Below are 14,864 nucleotides of genomic sequence, written 5' to 3' on the forward strand. Positions count from 1 at the left end.
TCCGAATGGAAAGCTCACCGACCTTCACACTGCGTCTTGGCCGCTGGTTCGAACGGCGACTGCCGCAGATCGTTGTCTCGCCGCTTTTCGCGTTGAGCCTGTTCTTCGTCTACGGCTTCATCGCATGGACGGCCTATATCTCATTCACACCCTCCGGCATGATGCCGGTCTACGATTTTGAAGGGCTGGCGCAGTACGAACGCCTTTGGGCGACGCCGCGCTGGTACGTTGCGATCAAGAACCTCTTTGTGTTTTCGGGGCTCTTTATCGCGATTTCGATGGCGATCGGCATCTTTCTGGCAATCCTGCTGGACCAGAGGGTCCGGGCAGAGGGACTGATCCGCACAATCTACCTTTATCCGATGGCGCTGAGTTTCATCGTGACGGGGACGGTATGGAAGTGGATCCTCAACCCCGGCCTTGGCATCCAACGGTTCATGCGCGAGGCGGGGTTCGAGAATTTCACCTTCGACTGGTTGGTCAACTCGGACTACGCGATCTACACGCTGGTTATCGCCGCCGTCTGGCAAAGCTCGGGTTACGCGATGGCGCTGTTTCTGGCGGGCTTGCGGTCCGTTGATGACGAGATCCTGAAGGCCGCCGCCGTTGATGGCGCGAGTCCGTGGAAAACCTACACCAGCATCGTTCTGCCCATCCTGCGGCCGGTGTTCCTGTCGACCGTGATCATCCTGTCGCACCTTGCCATCAAGAGCTTTGACCTTGTCATCGCCCTGACCGGCGGCGGGCCGGGTTATGCCACCGACATGCCAGCGACTTTCATGTATGCCTTTGCTTTCCAACGCAGCGAGTTGGGCGTCGCGGCGGCCAGCGCCACGATGATGCTGATGACCATTGTGGCGATCATCGTGCCCTACCTCTATTCCGAACTGCGAAAGACCGGCTCATGAGACAGCGCACCATTCACGGGATCGTGCGCCCCAAGGGCTGGCATAACACCCTGATGCGCGGGCTGTTGTTCCTCGTGCTGGGGCTGTTCTGCCTCTACTACCTGATCCCGCTTCTCGTGATGGTGTCGACCTCGCTAAAGTCGCTGGCGGAAATACGCGAAGGCACGCTGATGAGCCTGCCGCGAGAGATCACCTTTGACGCTTGGGCAAAGGCGTGGAGTTCCGCCTGCGTCGGCGTGCGCTGCGACGGGTTGAAACCCTACATGTGGAACTCTGCCGTGATGGCCGTCCCGGCTGTCCTGTTGTCCACCTTGCTGGGGGCGATCAATGGCTACGCGCTGACAAAATGGCGCTTTCCCGGGGCGGACTGGATCTTTGCGATGATCCTGTTCGGGGCCTTCATTCCCTTTCAGGTGATCCTGCTGCCGATGGCACGAACGCTGGGCCAGTTGGGGCTGGCGGGGTCGGTTTCGGGGCTGATCCTTGTGCACACGGTCTATGGACTGGCCTTCACGACGCTATTCTTCCGCAACTTCTTTGTCGGGGTGTCCGACGGGATCGTGCAGGCGGCCAAGGTCGATGGGGCGGGGTTCTTTCGCATTTTCTTTCAGATCGTTCTGCCCATGTCGATCCCGGCCATTGTGGTCACGGTGATCTGGCAGTTCACGCAGATCTGGAACGATTTCCTGTTTGGCGTGGCCTTTACCATCGGCGACAGCAACCCGGTGACCGTGGCGCTCAATAACGTGGTCAACACCTCGACAGGGGTCAAGGAATACAACGTAGATATGGCAGCGGCCATCATTGCGGCGCTGCCAACCATGCTCGTCTACGTGGTGGCCGGTGCCTATTTCGTCCGCGGCCTGTCGGCCGGCGCAGTGAAAGGATAACCATGGCCTCGGGCATTCTGTTAACCGACGTCCGCAAGAGTTTCGGCAGCACCGACGTCATCAAGGGCATCAACCTTGAGATCGAACCGGGAGAGTTTGTCGTGCTGGTTGGCCCATCGGGTTGCGGGAAATCCACGCTGCTGAACCTTGTGTCCGGGTTGGAGACCTTGACCGGCGGAGAGATTCAGATCGGCGGCCATGCGGTCAAGGACGTCCCGCCGCGTGACCGCGACATCGCGATGGTATTCCAATCCTATGCGCTTTATCCGACCAAGACGGTGCGTGATAATATCACCTTCGGAATGCAGACCCGCCGCGTGCCAAAGCCCGATCAGGACGCGGCAGTGGATGAATTTTCGCGTCTCCTTCAGATTGATCACCTCTTGGGCCGGAAACCGGGGCAACTCAGCGGCGGTCAACGGCAGCGTGTCGCCATGGGTCGTGCGCTGGTACGCAAACCCGAAGTCTTTCTGTTCGATGAACCGTTGTCGAACCTCGATGCCAAGCTGCGGATCGAGATGCGGACAGAGATCAAGCGGCTGCATCAGCGTCTGGGCAAGACGATTGTTTACGTCACCCACGACCAGATCGAGGCGATGACGCTCGCCTCGCGAATTGCGGTCATGGACAATGGCCATATCCGCCAGTTCGGCCCGCCCAACGAGATTTACGAGAATCCGGTCGATCTGTTTGTTGCCGGGTTCATGGGCTCACCGCCGATGAACATGTTGCCGGGCACCCTGCGCCGGAACGGCGGCAAATGGGCGGTGACCGTTGGCGCCGGCGACGAGACGGTGGTGTTTCCGTTGCCAAGCGCCGTCTCCGGACGGTCTGATCTGACCGAAGGACGCTCTGTGGTGCTGGGCCTGCGCCCAGAGACGATCTTTGCCGCCGGGACAGAGTTGCCGGGGCCGGATCGGTTCCTGTTCGAACGCCCGGTTGAGGTGGTCGAGCCCACGGGGCCCGACACGATGATCGTCTTTGAGATCGCGGGCAAAGAGGCGATCGCGCGCGTCCGGCCCGAGGACGCGCGCGATGTCGGCACATTGTTCAGCTTTGAGGTGGATATGTCCAAGGCCAAACTGTTCGACGCGAAAAGCGGGAACGCGATCTGAGCGCGTCCCCGATCCTGTCAGGTTTTGGCGCGCTGGAGCATCCCGAACAGGTCACGTGGGTCGTCGGGGTCGGCGATCATGTCCAGATTGGCGAAAAACTCCGTACCCTCGATGGCGGCGAGGACATAGGACAGCGCGCTGAAATCCTCGATGGCAAAGCCGACGCTGTCGAACAGGGTGATCTGCCGCGCCGCCGTCCGGCCCGCAACCTGACCAGAGATGACCTGCCACAGTTCGGTTACGGCATGGTCGGGGTCAAGCTGCTGAATCTCGCCCTCGACCCGGGTCTGCGGCGGGTATTCCACAAAAATCTCTGAGCGCAGCAGGATGTCGCGGTGCAGTTCCGTCTTGCCGGGGCAGTCGCCGCCGATGGCATTGATATGCACGCCCGCGCCGACCATGTTGTCGGTCAGGATGGTGGCATATTGCTTGTCAGCGGTGCAGGTGGTGATGATCTGCGCCCCCTCCAGCGCCTCTTCGGCGCTGCGGCAGGCCACAACGGTCAGACCGCGCTGGGCAAGGTTGGCCGCGCAGCGATCCGTCGCCGATGGGTCAATGTCATACAGGCGTACGGTGTCGATGCCGCAGATTGCCTTGAAGGCAATGCACTGGAATTCGGACTGCGCACCATTGCCGATCATCGCCATCGTGGTAGCGCCCTTTGGCGCCAGATGTTTCGCCGCCATGGCAGAGGTCGCCGCCGTGCGCAGCGCAGTCAGCAGGGTCATCTCGCTCAGCAGTTTGGGATAGCCGGTGTCGACGTCGGCCAAGAGGCCGAAGGCGGTCACGGTCTGCAAGCCGTCCTTCATGTTCTTGGGGTGGCCGTTGACGTATTTGAAACCGTACATCTCACCGTCCGAGGTCGGCATCAGTTCGATCACGCCGACATCGGAATGCGACGCGACGCGCGGGGTCTTGTCGAACAACTCCCAGCGGCGAAAGTCATCTTCGATCCGCGCGGCGAGGTCGGTCAGAACCTTTTCGATCCCGAGGTGATGCACAAGGCGCATCATGTTCTCGACCGAGACAAACGGCACGTAGGCCAGTTCAGAGGGTAGGGGGGACATGGTCACTCTTTCAATAGCTGCGGGTGGGGCGGTCAAGCACTTGCCGACCGAACAGGCTGGCGGTCAGGTCCAGCATCAGCCGGGCGGTGAGGCCGCGAATATCCAGAAAAGGGTTCAGTTCGACCAGGTCGAGCGACGTGACAAGCCCGCTGTCATGCAGGATCTCCATCGCCAGATGCGCCTCGCGGAAGGTCGCTCCGCCGGGAACGGTGGTGCCGACGGCGGGCGCAATCTCGGGGTCGATGAAATCCACGTCAAGGCTGACGTGCAACAGGCCATTGGCGGCGGCGACGCGGTCAAGGAACTCCTTCAGCAGGGCCGCGATGCCGTGTTCGTCGATGGCGCGCATGTCATGCGCGGAAACATCCGAGGCGCGCAGCAAATCGCGTTCGACCCCGTCCACAGAGCGCAATCCGATGATGCAGACGTTCTTGGAGTCCAGACTGGCGGGCAGGGGGCCACCCAGCATGCAGTCGAACCCCTCCAGCCCGCAGGCGAAGGCCAGCGGCGTGCCGTGCAGATTGCCGCTGGGCGAAGAGTCCAGCGTGTTGAAATCCGCGTGGGCATCAAGCCACAGCACGAATTGCGGACGGCCCTGCTCGGCGGCAGCCGCGGCGTGGCCCGTCACCGTCCCCATGGACAGGGCATGGTCGCCGCCCATGTAGATCGGCAGCGCCGGGCCGCGCGCCAGATCATGCGCGTGACGGTGCAGGCTGCGGGTCCACCCGGCCACGGTCGGCAACGCCTTGAGATGAGGATGAGGGGCGTCGATAGGGCCGGTGTCATCCGGCACAGCGTCGCCAAGGTCGGTCACGGTGTGGCCAAGGGCGCGCAAATCCTCGGCCAGCCCGGCGGTGCGGTAGGCCGCTGGCCCCATGGCACAGCCACGGCGTCCGGCACCGGCCTCGATCGGCGCTCCCAAAAGCACGATATCGGTCATTGGATCACTCCTGTTTTGGTGTCTTGAGCCGCCGGTCGGGCGCTCAGGTGCAGTCCTGCGATCATGCAGCGAACCGACCCGCCCGCCATTTCAATGGTCGGAATGTCGAGTGGCAATAGCGTGACGTGCTTTTCGAGGCGCGCCCGCTGGTCCGCGTCCAATGCAAGCAACGCGCGCGAGGACAGCGCGAGGATCGGGCCATCCTTCCCGTGCAACTCTATCGCGTTCCCGGCGAATGCCGCGATCTGGTCATGGGTGAGGTTGATCACATCACGCTCCCCCCGGCGCAGTCGGTCTGCCACGTCTTGGCGGCGGGTCTCATCGGGGATGGTGTCCAATCCGATCAGCGCAAAATCGGTGCCGATGCACATCAGAACGTTGGTGTGATAGATCGGCTGCCCGCCTGCATCGACCGCGTCAAAGACGATGGGCTCATAGTTGAAATGGGTGCAGAACCGCTCCATCAGGATCTCACTGGTGCGGCGCGACCGGGCGGCATAGGCGACGCGTTCAAGATGGTCGATCACCATCGCGCCGGTGCCTTCGAGGAACAGACCGTCCTGTTCCAGCCCGGAATAATCAATGATGTCCTGAACGCGGTAATGCTGCTTGAGCATGTCCAGAACGTCCTGACGACGCTCCGCCCGGCGGTTGGGCGAATACATCGGATAGACCGCCACATGACCGCCCGCATGGGTCGAAAACCAGTTGTTCGGAAAGACCGAATCCGGTGTTTCGGTGCCAGTATCCTCAAACAGGTGGACGTTGACGCCTGCGGCGCGCAAAACCTTTGCCGCCTGCGTGACCTCGTCATGGGCTGCCTGTGCGATGGTTTCCGAGTCAGTTCCCGCTGGCTGCGACTGAAAGTGGTTGTCGCGCGCCGTTTGCGCGTTTGGTGTAAAGTGATGGGGCCGGATCATGACGACTGATGCGGGTGCTTGTAGCGAAGATTTCGACATTGCGAGGTGTCCGTTCTTGCAGGCGTAAGCGAAGGGGTGCTGGCAGCAAGCTAGAGTGCGCGCTTGCCGATTTGCATTGCCTTGTTGAGGTTTTTGCACCCTAAGTTTATGCAGTTTGATAAGCTCAATGGAGCAAAACGATATGCAGCTCTTCGATGATCTTGATAAACGGCTGATCGCCATCCTGCGTGAGGACGGGCGCGCGCCGGTGTCGAAACTGGCCACGGTGCTGGGCGTCACGCGGGCGACGGTGCAAAACCGGCTTGCTCGGTTGATCGACAGCGGTGCGGTGCTGGGATTTACCATCCGCGCGCGTGAGGAATACGGGCCGGATGTGGTGCGCGCGATCATGATGATCGAGGTGTCGGGCCAGTCGACCACACGTGTGATCCGCAGCCTGAGGGGGATTGCGGCCCTGCGTCAGTTGCATTCGACCAATGGCAAATGGGATCTGGTGGCGGAACTCAGCGCCGAAAGTCTTGCGGATTTCGACCGGGTGCTGCGCGACGTGCGCGGCATTCCGGGGATCACCAACAGTGAAACCTCGATCCTGCTGAGTTCCGTCTGAGACACAGTCGGGATTGGCTGACCTGACGGCCAAGCCCGCTGCGCTCGTGATGTCTTGGTCTTAGCGGCGGTTCATGCCGCAAGCTCGTAGGTGTTGAGGATTTCGATGACCATGGCTGCGGTCCACGTGAAATGCGCGCCGCCGCAGGGTTCGGCGGTGATCGGATCGTGGTATTCCGCAAAGCCGCTGGTTTCGATCAACCGCACGCAATCCGAGGTGATCCGGCCAACCATTCTGGTCTCACCGGCCTGTTCCAGCCCGTCCGCGATCATGTAGTTGACGATCAGCCAAACCGGCCCGCGCCAATAGCGCAACCCGTCAAATTCCGGAGCGGTCGGGTCGTGGCTGGGGACCAGATACTCGCAGACCTCGGCCAATTTCGCGATCCGTTGGCTGATTGCGACTGCGCGCTCTTTCGGGATCGGGGCAAAGACCGCCAGAATACCACCGATTGACGGGCTGTCGACCTGCATCCCCGTGGTGCGGTCAAGGCACAGGTATTGGCCCCATTTCTCACTCCAAAGCTGTTCCATAGCGGCCACGCCCTTGTCCGCCATGGCGCGCGCCTCTGCCGCGATTTCGGGCATGTCCAGACGCGCGGCAAGGGTGGCCACGTCATGACACGAGCGGATCAGGATGGCGTTAAAGCCGGGGTCGACTATCTGAAAGGGTGAGGCATCGTGCAGCTTGGTGTTGTCCCAGCTCAGGCTGCGGAACTTCTGCACCAGCCAGATATAGCGTTTGTACTGTTCGTCCGTGGGCCGGTGCGCCGGATTGGCGTGCGAGGTGTCGCGGCGGGTGAATGTGCCGACGCCGTCCGTCGGAACCCGCTCAAAAGCCGCATCCCAGTCGACGGAGTTGTCGCGTCCCGTTTCCCAAGGGTGCAGGACCGCCACAAGGCCGGTGGCTTGCGGATCACGGCAGCGGTAGAACCACTGGTGCCATGCGTGGATCTTGGGCAGCATGGCGCGGGCGTGTTTGTCTGCCAGTGCCTTGTCTCGGGCGCGGTCATACATCCGGCACACCGCAAAGCCCGCAACCGGCGGTTGGGTGATCCCTGTGGTTGGCACGTCACGCCCGGTGCCCCAGACTTCAGGGCCCGGAAAATAACCATCGTCGGGCTGGTGAAAGATGATGTGCGGCACCATCCCGTCGTCCCACTGGTGCGCCAGCAGCGTCTCGATCTCGGTCCAGGCGCGATCCTCGTTGAAATGTGCGAACCCCAGCGCGCTCAGCGCCGAGTCCCAGTTCCACTGGAACGGATAAAGGCCATGCGTCGGCACCGTATAGGTGCCCCGATCATTGTCGCTCAGCACTTGCCGCGCGTGTTGTATCATCTCATGTCTTTGCATGGTTTTGCCTCAGGCAACCGCAAGGGTGGTTTCGGGATCGAACCAGCGCACGCGGTCCGGATTGGGGGCCAGTGTCAGTGTGTCGCCCTGCTTGACCGGCAAATCGCTGTCCAGAACGGCGCGGAACATCGATCCATTGACGTCGCATGTGACCAGCAGATGTGCGCCCAGCGGTTCCACGATCCTAACCTTGGCGACAAGGCCCTGATCGGCGGGCTGCATGTCCTCTGGCCGGATTGCGAATTGCAGCGGTGAGCTGCCATAGCGCGGCCCGTCGATCACGTTGCCTGCAACCGTCCACTTGCCATCCCCGGCGGCCTCGGCGCGCAGGAAGTTCATCGGCGGGTTGCCGATAAAGCTGGCGACGAATTCGGCGGCCGGGTTGCGGTAGACCTCGATGGGCGATGCCGCCTGCACGATCTCGCCTTTGTGCATGACGCTGATCCGGTCGGCCATCGACATAGCCTCGACCTGATCGTGGGTCACGTAAACGGCGGTGGTCTTGGACTCCGCCAGTACGCCCTTCAGTTCGGCGCGCATCTCCATCCGCAGCAAAGCGTCGAGGTTGGACAGCGGTTCATCCATCAGGATCACATCCGGCTCCATCGCCAATGCTCGCGCTACGGCGACCCGCTGACGCTGACCCCCCGACAATTCGCCGGAATACCGCTTGAGCAGCATCTCGATGTGCATCAGGGCCGCAACCCGTTCGACGCGGGCCTTGACCTCATTATTTGGAAGCTTCTGCATCCGCAGGCCAAAGCCGATGTTTTCGAACACGGTCAGGTGCGGAAAGACCGCGTAGTTCTGGAACACCATCGCGATGCCGCGATCCTTGGGGGCGAGGTGGTCGACACGACGTCCGCCGATCCACACTTCGCCTTCCGTGGCGGTTTCCAGCCCGCAGATGATCCGCAACAGCGTGGTCTTGCCACAGCCCGAGGCCCCCAGCAGCACCATGAATTCCTGATCCGCGATGGTCAGGTTGATGTCATGCAGCGCCTGATAGGCTCCGAATTTCTTGGCGACGTTCTTGATCTGGATTTCAGCCATTTCTCTGGTTCCTTCTGTCACGCTGACCGCCTCAGCGGTTGGCGATGCCCCACATGGCGAAGAGGTATTTGCGCACGGCGAAGATGAAGATCAGCGCGGGCACGACGAGGATGAAGCCACCGGCAAATTTCAGGTGCAGCGGCGAGGTATCGAGGTTCTGTAAAAGGAACGCGGTCAGCGTGCGGTTTTCGATGGTCAGCACGGCAGCGGCGAAAACCTCGTTCCACGAGATCACAAAGGCAAAGATCGCGCTGGCGGTGATGCCGGGCAGGATCAGCGGCAGCACCACCTTGGTAAAGGCCGTCAGGCGGGTGCAGCCCAGTGTCCACGCCGCTTCTTCCAGCTCCATCGGGATGCCGGAAAAAAGCGAAAAGGTGATCAGAACCGCAAAGGGCACGGCCAGCGTGGTATGCACCAGCGCCAGACCAAAGACGGTGTCGTCCAGCCCGGTGCGAATGAACATCACCGCAAGCGGCAGCGCCAACAGCGGCAATGGAAAGGCTCGTGTCAGCAGGATCAGCATCCGAAAGGTCGCCTTGCCACGAAACTCGAACCGCGACAGCGCATACCCGGCGGGCGCGCCGATGGCGATTGACATGATCATCGTCATCCCTGCCACCAGCACGGAATTCTTGAGCGCCGACAACATGCCCGCGAAGTTCGCGAAAAAGGACAGGCTGCCAAAGTCGAATTCCGGGAAGAACGGCTTGGGAAAGCTGGTCACCGTTTCCGGCGAGGACAGCGTGTTGATCATCAGGAAATAGATCGGCACCAGCACCCAGGCACATAGCAGGACCACGGCAGAGACATAGAGGATGCGACCGGCCTTGCGGGTGTCTGCGGCGGGCGCGGCAACAGCGACATCGGTCATATGGTTGCTCCTTTCGGGACCCGCAGCACGCGCAGGATGATCAGGGTAAAGGCAATCGAGATCGCCAGAATGATCAGCGCCATCGCAGCGGCGGCACCGTTGTTGAGAAGATCGAACTGATAGGCATAGGTTTCACCCATGAGCACCGGGAACAGCGTGCCACCCAAGGCCGCGACCACCGCAAAAATCTCAAAGGCAAGGATCACGCGCAGCACCAGCGCAGTCTGTAGCGAAGGGCGCAACAGCGGCAGGGTAATGCGCAGAAACCGCTTCCACGGCGATGCGCCAAAGACCTCTGCGGCCTCATAATACTCTTTCGGGATCAGTCCGATGCCCGCCACAAGGATGACCAGCATGATTGCCGTTGCGCGCCAGATCTCGGCCAGCGCAATGGCGACGAAGACCAACCAGGGGTTCTGGAACGTCAGCAGGTTGATCGGTTTGTCGATGAGGCCGATGCCGCTCATCATCGAGTTGAGAAAACCGGACTGTTCGAAGATAGCCAGCCAGATCAAGCCCGCGGCCAGATCGGAGATGCCCAGCGGAATGGTCCAGACATACAGGATCAGATCGCGGCCTTTTTGCATGCGGGTCACCATGGTTGCCATCAACAGCGCCAAAGCCAGTTGTACCGGGACAACCGCTGCGGCCAGCAGCAGGGTGTTTTTCATCGAGATCGGAAATTTCCAGTGGCTGACAACTTCGCGGAAATTGTCGAGCGTAAAGCCAGCGCCAGTGCTGAAGGCTTGCTGCGCGACCAGCACAAAGGGGTACAGGAAGAACAGGCACAAAAACAGCGTGACCGGCAGGATCAGCACATAGGGCAAGAACCGGGCGTTCATCGGACCGCTCCTTATTTGACGCAGCCGCGCCATGTGAGGGAAAAACTGTGCAGGGGGTGTCCGGGCCTGTCTGGGCCCGGACGCAGGGATGCGTCTGCGGTCTTATTCGACCGGGCAGGCACCCTCTGAGGGGGCATCCGGGGCCCAGCAGGGCGCGCCGGTTTCTTCCATGATGGCGGCCAGTCGTCCCTTCTGATCTTCCAGCACGCGCTCGATCGGCTGACCGGCGAGGATGATGCGCTCAAAGGTATCGACAAAGACGCGGTTAAAGTCACCGCCCTTGTCGCCCAGACCGGCGGGCAGTAGGCCCGGGTTGGCGTCAGCCGAACCGCTCATCTTGGCAATGGCGTCACCGGCGGCCTTGACCGAGGGCGGCAGGTCGTCGGGCAGGGCCACATCGACCACCGGGAAAAAGTTGGTGGCGCGCAGGGTGGCGATCTGGGTTTCCGGCTTCAGCATATAGGCAAGCAGGGCCTTTGATGCGTCCATGTCGGGGGCCGTCTTGGGGATGCCGACGCCAGCCAGAACCGGCATGAAACCGCGACCTGTGGGACCGGCGGGGGCCGGGAAGGCGACGAAATCGTCGGGTCGCTCGTTAAATGCCTGCGCCAGACGCGAAGTGTGGTCAAAGACGATCCACGCATCTCCGGACAGCAGTTGTTCCTGCATAAAGGAAAAGTTGGTTGAGGCCGGGTTGGTATGCTCCCAAAGTTCCTTGAATTTTGTCCATGCGGTCACCGCCTCGGGCGAGGCAAAGGTACGGACCACGCCATCGGTATAGGACGGGTAGAGGTAACCCTGAAAGAAGCGGTGCTTCAGACCCTTGGGACCTGCGGGGAAGCCAAATTTGGGCTCGCCCGTGGCCTCGTGCACATTGGCGGACCATGCGATCAGCTGGTCATAGGTCAGCGCGTCGATGTCGGCCCCGTCTGGCAGGTATTGCAGCGCTTCCTTGTTGGCGGCCATGATATAGCTGGCCTGCATCCATGGGATGTATTTCATCTCGTCGGTGCCCAGCTTGGCGAGGTCGTTAAACGTGCCGGAGGCCGACATCACACCGATATCGCCAAGATCCACCAGATCAGCTGGGTCCATTGCGGAAAAGTCGCCGTGCAGCGCGCCCAGCACACCGATACTGCCCGATCCGGCCTGAATCTCGGCCTGCAAACGGGTCAGCCATGGGCCGCCGTCATTGGGCTGATAGTCGACCGTGTCGCCAAAGCTTGAAAGCACCTGCTCACGCATTGCCTGAGCTTCTTCGACCGGCTTGGCCTGTGTCGACCAGAACAACACGTCGGCCTGAGCGGAAACAGCGGTCAGCATAATGGCCAGACCGGTTGCGGCACCGGCGCGTTTGAAACGTAGAGTCATGAACTCCTCCCAGAGTTTTCATTCCGGACATGGTGCCCGGCCGTATTCTGAATGTGCGCTTGGCCCGAAAATCGGGTGAGCGCCCTCCCTTTGGTCTGGCGTTCGCAGAGTGGCGACTCGGTCGACCATGCCCAATCATGATATAACGATATACCACGTGTCAACGGGTTTGAGCGAAGCGGTTTGGCGATTTTATTCGCAAAGCACCGGAGGGTCTTGAGATCCAATGGCTTTCCGCGCATATTTTGGCAAATCGTTGTATCAAGGGGGCTGGCAGGCATGGCGATGAAACCAACGCTGGCAAGTGTCGCCAAGGCGGCGGGCGTTTCGATACCGACGGTCAGTCAGGTGATGCGCGGAACAGGTCGGATATCAGAGCAGACGCGCAAACGAGTTCTGGAGGCAGCAAAGGTGCTGCACTACATCCCTGACTCCCGCGCGGCCGCGATCCGCTCTGGCGAGAGCCGCGAGATCGGATTTGTGATCAACCAGTTTGCGAACCCGTTCAACGCCGAGGTGGTCAGCGGTGCGGTCGATCTGCTGGAGGCAGAGGGGTATCTTGTATCCATTCTCGACACCCGTGACGATCAGGAACGTCAGGGACGACAGATGGAGGCGTTCATCAGGGCCGGTCGCGGGGGGCTTATGTGGGTGCCTGCACAGAACACGCCCAAACAGACACTGGACCTGCTGCGCACCCACGGCACGCCCACCGTTACCTTCCTGCGTCCCATCGACCGGGTGTTTGACCATGTGGGGTTGCGCAACGCCGAGGCGACCGAAACGGCGACCGACTATCTGGTCGGTCTGGGGCATCGAAACATCGCCTACCTGGGTGGAACGACGATGACGAGCGTCCGCAAAGCGCGCATTGCCGGATATGAGACGGGTCTGAACTCCGCGGGACTTGGCGCGCCGATCATCTGGCCATCTGACGATACGAAACGCGCTGGACTGGAGGCCATGCTGGCACTGCGCCACGCGCATCCGGATGTGACGGCGGTGGTCTGCAACGGCGATATGGTGGCGCTGGGGGCCTGTCAGGGGTTGATCCGGACCGGGGAGTATCCGGGTCGCGAAGTGTCGGTGATCGGGTTTGACGACACCGAGGACGCCTCGGTCGCCACGCCGGCCCTGACGACCATGGCGGTATCGCCGGTCAATCTGGGTCGAAAACTGGCCCGCATGTTGCTGGACCGGATCGAGGAGCCGGATGCGCCGGTGATGGTGTCAGAAGCCTCGGCGAAACTGGTGATACGTGAGACCACCGGAGCGCCTTTGCAAGGGCGTTAGGCGCCGCGTGGCGGGTCAGAACATCCCGTTTTCGTTTGCGCTGGACTTCGGCAGTTCCTGCAAGACATCCCAATGTTCGACGATCTTGCCTGCCGCGTCGTGCCGGAAGATGTCGATGCCCGCATATTCCAGTCCGCCGGGCCAGATCTGGTGGCAATGCAGTATGACATGGTCGCCCTCTGCAAAGGCGCGTTTCACCTCGACCCGCTTGCCGGGGTGCTCGGTGGCCATGCGTTCGAAATAGTCGATGAAGCCCTGCTTGCCGCTGGCGACATGCGGATTGTGCTGGATGTAGTCATCGCCTGCATAGCGCTCGATCGCGGCGGCGGGTTGGCAGTCGTTGAACATCATCTCGTAAAAGGCGACGGTGTCGCGTTTCATCTTGTCGAGGTCGGGCATCTTGCGGCTCCTGTGGGTGTCCGGACAATCGCATTTCATCGCATCGGCGGGCTGGGCTGGCATTGCAGCCAGCGCCGTCAATCCATGCGCAATCTGGGGCGACTGCGATGGCAGTCAGGCGTGAATTTCGTCCCGCATTCGTGCCAGAACGTCAACGCCCTGCATCTTCCAGAAGTGCAGCAAGTCGATGTAGATCCAGTTCTCGGCCAGCTTGTCGCCCGCGCGTCGATAAAGGTCGATCACCCGGAACTCGCCCGCCTTGCCGGTGGCGGGCATTCCCATGAAGCCGCCGGTCGGTTCTGCGGTGAAATTCGGCCAGCCGAAAAACCCGCCGTAATGTCCCTCGGCCATACGGCAGAGATGCCGCGTCTTGGTCCTGTTGGCGAACCCGGCGCGAAACGGGGCCGAATGCTGTTTGGCATAGCGTTCGATTGTGTAGCTGGCCCCGATCCCGGCAGGGCCCCACCAAATCATGTCGTCGTGCCATGTCCGGGCCAGTTCCTCTTCCAACGGCAGCCCGCCTTGCCATTGGCCAAGGTCGGAAATCATCGCTTCGATCACCCGCAGCGTTTCCCGGCCCGCCTCCGGCGCTTGCGGGTCATAGAGCAGGCCATCGTGGGTCATCGGCCCGGGTTGGACCAGATGGGCGGCGGTCTGCGGCGGAAACGGGTTCCATCCGGCCTGCATCATCAGGTGCGGAATGTCGAAATACATCGCCGTTTCAGTGATCTTGCCGCCGTCGACGCGGTGAAAGGCGCAGTAGCGCAAAAAGGCCATCCGGCGGGTGTGCGGAATGCCCAGCCACGGCACATCGAACAGGCCCATAAGGTGTCCGCTGGACGACACCCAGACGCCACCTGTGTCCGCAATCGTATTCTGACCCGCAAAGAAGATGTCCAACCGCCGCTGCATTCGGGTAAGCGACCGGCGCAGAGGCAGCCAGAACTGTTCTGCCACTGCGTCGGGGCCATGGATTTCATTAAAGGGATGAAAGCCGCGCCATAGCAGATCAGGTGCGCAAAAGCGCGTCATGACGGCGGCCAGATCCGCCTCTTTCGCGGTATCGAGCGCATTGTAATAGTCGCGCACCACCTGTTTTTCAGTCTGAAAATCCACGTCTGTCATCGCTCGGTCACTTTTTGGTTCGAATTTTTATGCCTGCATTTCGGGCCGTTGCCTCACCCGATTGCAAGCGTATGCAAAAATATGTTGCCAGATGCGTTTCGGCGAGTCTAT

General features: G+C 61.2%; 15 protein-coding genes. 5 read left to right on the forward strand and 10 right to left on the reverse strand.

Annotation, left to right across the window (positions count from 1 at the left end):
• Nucleotides 1-5 precede the first annotated feature (5 nt).
• Genes VOI21_RS22665 through VOI21_RS22675 form a run of 3 tightly spaced genes read left to right on the forward strand, consistent with a single transcriptional unit; the run spans nt 6 to nt 2,913 of the window.
• Nucleotides 6-908 (forward strand): sugar ABC transporter permease, encoded by a 903-nt coding sequence (locus VOI21_RS22665; protein WP_323772240.1) that lies wholly within the window; start codon nt 6-8, stop codon nt 906-908.
• Nucleotides 905-1,798, forward strand: coding sequence for a carbohydrate ABC transporter permease (locus VOI21_RS22670; RefSeq protein WP_323772241.1), 894 nt, complete (start codon nt 905-907; stop codon nt 1,796-1,798). The genes VOI21_RS22665 and VOI21_RS22670 overlap by 4 nt, the downstream gene beginning before the upstream one ends.
• Before the next feature lie 2 nt (nt 1,799-1,800).
• Nucleotides 1,801-2,913 carry an ABC transporter ATP-binding protein gene (locus VOI21_RS22675; protein WP_323772242.1) on the forward strand — a complete coding sequence of 371 codons (1,113 nt, stop codon included), beginning with the start codon at nt 1,801-1,803 and terminating at the stop codon, nt 2,911-2,913.
• Between the two features lie 17 nt (nt 2,914-2,930).
• Here the strand turns inward: VOI21_RS22675 and VOI21_RS22680 are convergent, their stop codons facing one another.
• The 3 genes from VOI21_RS22680 to ctlX are packed head-to-tail and all read right to left on the reverse strand — an operon-like array spanning nt 2,931 to nt 5,879.
• Nucleotides 2,931-3,980 (reverse strand): ornithine cyclodeaminase, encoded by a 1,050-nt coding sequence (locus VOI21_RS22680; protein WP_323772243.1) that lies wholly within the window; start codon nt 3,978-3,980, stop codon nt 2,931-2,933.
• Nucleotides 3,981-3,990: 10 nt separating this feature from the next.
• The gene (rocF, locus tag VOI21_RS22685) at nt 3,991-4,920 is read right to left on the reverse strand and encodes an arginase (RefSeq protein ID WP_323772244.1); all 930 of its coding nucleotides are present in this window, start codon (nt 4,918-4,920) and stop codon (nt 3,991-3,993) included.
• Entirely contained in the window at nt 4,917-5,879 is a 963-nt protein-coding gene (gene ctlX / locus VOI21_RS22690; RefSeq protein ID WP_323772245.1) for a citrulline utilization hydrolase CtlX, read from the reverse strand. The genes rocF and ctlX overlap by 4 nt, the downstream gene beginning before the upstream one ends.
• 142 nt (nt 5,880-6,021) lie before the next feature.
• Here ctlX and VOI21_RS22695 point away from each other — a divergent pair, with 142 nt between their 5' ends.
• On the forward strand, nt 6,022-6,447 hold the full coding sequence (locus tag VOI21_RS22695; protein ID WP_323772246.1) for an Lrp/AsnC family transcriptional regulator: 426 nt from the start codon (nt 6,022-6,024) through the stop codon (nt 6,445-6,447).
• Nucleotides 6,448-6,518: 71 nt separating this feature from the next.
• On the opposite strand, the gene VOI21_RS22700 is transcribed toward VOI21_RS22695, so the two are convergent.
• The 5 genes from VOI21_RS22700 to VOI21_RS22720 form a co-directional block, all read right to left on the reverse strand.
• Nucleotides 6,519-7,784, reverse strand: coding sequence for an MGH1-like glycoside hydrolase domain-containing protein (locus tag VOI21_RS22700; RefSeq protein WP_323772247.1), 1,266 nt, complete (start codon nt 7,782-7,784; stop codon nt 6,519-6,521).
• Between the two features lie 24 nt (nt 7,785-7,808).
• Nucleotides 7,809-8,852, reverse strand: a complete 1,044-nt coding sequence (locus VOI21_RS22705; protein ID WP_323772248.1) for an ABC transporter ATP-binding protein — start codon at nt 8,850-8,852, stop codon at nt 7,809-7,811.
• Between the two features lie 31 nt (nt 8,853-8,883).
• Entirely contained in the window at nt 8,884-9,723 is an 840-nt protein-coding gene (locus tag VOI21_RS22710; protein ID WP_323772249.1) for a carbohydrate ABC transporter permease, read from the reverse strand.
• Nucleotides 9,720-10,565: a sugar ABC transporter permease gene (locus VOI21_RS22715; protein WP_323772250.1), complete on the reverse strand. Its 846-nt coding sequence runs from the start codon at nt 10,563-10,565 to the stop codon at nt 9,720-9,722. The genes VOI21_RS22710 and VOI21_RS22715 overlap by 4 nt, the downstream gene beginning before the upstream one ends.
• Nucleotides 10,566-10,667: 102 nt before the next feature.
• Nucleotides 10,668-11,936 carry an ABC transporter substrate-binding protein gene (locus VOI21_RS22720; protein WP_323772251.1) on the reverse strand — a complete coding sequence of 423 codons (1,269 nt, stop codon included), beginning with the start codon at nt 11,934-11,936 and terminating at the stop codon, nt 10,668-10,670.
• Between the two features lie 279 nt (nt 11,937-12,215).
• Between VOI21_RS22720 and VOI21_RS22725 the strand changes: the two genes are divergently transcribed.
• Entirely contained in the window at nt 12,216-13,229 is a 1,014-nt protein-coding gene (locus tag VOI21_RS22725) for a LacI family DNA-binding transcriptional regulator (protein ID WP_323772253.1), read from the forward strand.
• Nucleotides 13,230-13,244: 15 nt separating this feature from the next.
• Here VOI21_RS22725 and VOI21_RS22730 read toward each other — a convergent pair whose 3' ends face one another.
• Nucleotides 13,245-13,628 (reverse strand): ester cyclase, encoded by a 384-nt coding sequence (locus tag VOI21_RS22730; RefSeq protein WP_323772254.1) that lies wholly within the window; start codon nt 13,626-13,628, stop codon nt 13,245-13,247.
• A gap of 114 nt (nt 13,629-13,742) precedes the next feature.
• Nucleotides 13,743-14,753, reverse strand: a complete 1,011-nt coding sequence (locus tag VOI21_RS22735) for a nuclear transport factor 2 family protein (RefSeq protein WP_323772255.1) — start codon at nt 14,751-14,753, stop codon at nt 13,743-13,745.
• Nucleotides 14,754-14,864: the final 111 nt, after the last annotated feature.

Source organism: Antarctobacter sp., from assembly GCF_034670325.1.
Classification (GTDB): Bacteria; Pseudomonadota; Alphaproteobacteria; order Rhodobacterales; family Rhodobacteraceae; genus Antarctobacter.